Source organism: Pseudomonas sp. G1002, assembly GCF_013385455.1.
Classification (GTDB): domain Bacteria; phylum Pseudomonadota; class Gammaproteobacteria; order Pseudomonadales; family Pseudomonadaceae; genus Aquipseudomonas.
In genome coordinates this window covers 1-1,803 of the sequence record NZ_JACAPY010000042.1, presented here as the reverse complement: position 1 = coordinate 1,803, position 1,803 = coordinate 1, and the positions used below count along the sequence as shown (strand labels likewise).

The following is a 1,803-nucleotide window of genomic DNA, read 5'->3' as shown; positions in this document are numbered from 1 at the left end:
ATCAAAATCTAAAGCGGGCACGCGGCGTTTTTCAAGGTAGTTGTCGCGTCCACCATCGTGCTACGCGACCTTGATGCTCACTGTCAGCTCCCTTTCGGGGTTCAGGTATACCGTTCCGGCTGGCTTCCAGTTGCGTGTCTCACCAGACCAACGCTCCGGTCTCTTTTCTCTAGCTTGCCCGTAGATTGCATCGCGCCGGGCCAGGATTTCCCGGTCTTTTCCCTCGTGACGTTGAGCCGGTGTCACAAAACGGATTCGGCTATGACGATGCTCGGTGTTGTACCAGGTCATAAAGTCCCTCACCCAAACACGCGCATCATCCAGGCTGCTAAAACCATCTGGTGGCCACTGCGGGCAGTATTTCAGCGTCCTGAACAGTGATTCCGAATACGGGTTGTCATTGCTGACCCGCGGTCGACCACGCGACGGCGTGATGCCCAGATCGTACATCTTGGTCAGCAGCGTCACCGACTTCATCGGCGCGCCGTTGTCAGAGTGCAGCACCAGCGGCTGGCGCCAGCACTGTTCCTGGGTCACGCTTCGTTGCAGTAATACTGCTGCTTTTTCACCACTTTCTACGTCGTAAACTTCCCAGCCCACCGCCTTTCGGCTGTAGATATCTTCGATCAGGTAGAGGTAGTAAAACTTCCCTCGAACGGGTGACGGCAGGTACGTGATGTCCCACGACCACACCTGATTAGCGGCTGTCGCCGCATGAGTGGTGGGTGCCGGATGACGATGAGGTCGCTTGGCACGTGAACGACGATGTTGCTGGCCTGCGGCATGCAACACACGATAAAACGTCGCCTCTGAGGCTACATAACGCCCCTCGTCCGCCAGTTGTGGCACGATCTGACTCGGGGGCAGATGCGCGTAAGCCTTGCTGTTGCACAGCGCTACGATGGTCTGGCGCTCGAAATCGCTGAGCGCATTGCTGGGCACGGGTCTTGAGGTTGTGGTACGCCCATCGGCCAGTATTTTTTCAGGCAAACTCCAGCGTTGCAGTGTCCGTAGCGAAATGCCGACCTCCAGACAAGCAGGCGCCCTGCGGGCGCCCGCCGCGATGGCTTCATTGAGCCAACCAACGAGTAAATACCGTTCTGGCAACAAGGTCAGTTGCCCTCGTCGTCGCTCCCCCAGTAGGCATTGAGCTTTTTTCGCAACACCAGTAACGCCGCTGTCTCAGCCAATGCCGCATCCTTGCGCCGCAGTTCGCGCTCAAGCTCGCGGATACGGTTTTTATCGTTCTTCGACTGGCCGGTGTTTACATTTTTAACCTTTGTTTGCTGGGTGCTACTGGCGATAAATGCATTGCGCCAATCAGTGATTTGCTCAGGAAAAATCCCTTTTCGCCGGCAGTACTCACCCAGTTCCAGCTCTGACAGAGCTGCTGTTTCTATGATGACCGCCATTTTGGATTCGGCTGACCAATTCTCAACAGGTTGTTTGGTGTCGGACAATTGCGTTCCTCTGGCAGCGGCTTGCTTGCGCCGATAATGGAGAGACATATCGCTGCAACCTTCGCGGCGAGCGACCTCCGCCGCCGAGAGGCTCAGGGGCGGAAGCATCATTTTTAGCAGCGCAGCTTTGCGCTCTTCTGAGTAGAAAGGCATGACCATACTCTTGCCGCCCCCGGAATGTTTTTAAAAAAGTGGGGGCACGACAACTACCCTGACACCGGGGGCACGGTCAAAAATGTGGGAGCGGGCTTGCTCGCGAAGGTCGTTAACGATGACGCGGGCATCCTGATTCAACGCGGCGCTCTCAGGTTTTTCGCGAGCAAGCCCGCTCCCACAGAAAAGC

At 56.5% G+C, this 1,803-nt stretch carries 1 protein-coding gene; it reads right to left on the bottom strand.

Annotation, left to right across the window (positions count from 1 at the left end):
- Positions 1 to 60: 60 nt before the first annotated feature.
- Positions 61 to 1,613, bottom strand: a protein-coding gene (locus tag HX801_RS26485) for an IS3 family transposase (RefSeq protein ID WP_218166280.1) whose coding sequence is annotated in 2 segments (ribosomal slippage) — positions 61 to 1,151 and positions 1,151 to 1,613 — 1,554 coding nt in all. Because the reading frame shifts where the segments join, the coding sequence is not laid out codon by codon here.
- Positions 1,614 to 1,803 lie beyond the last annotated feature (190 nt).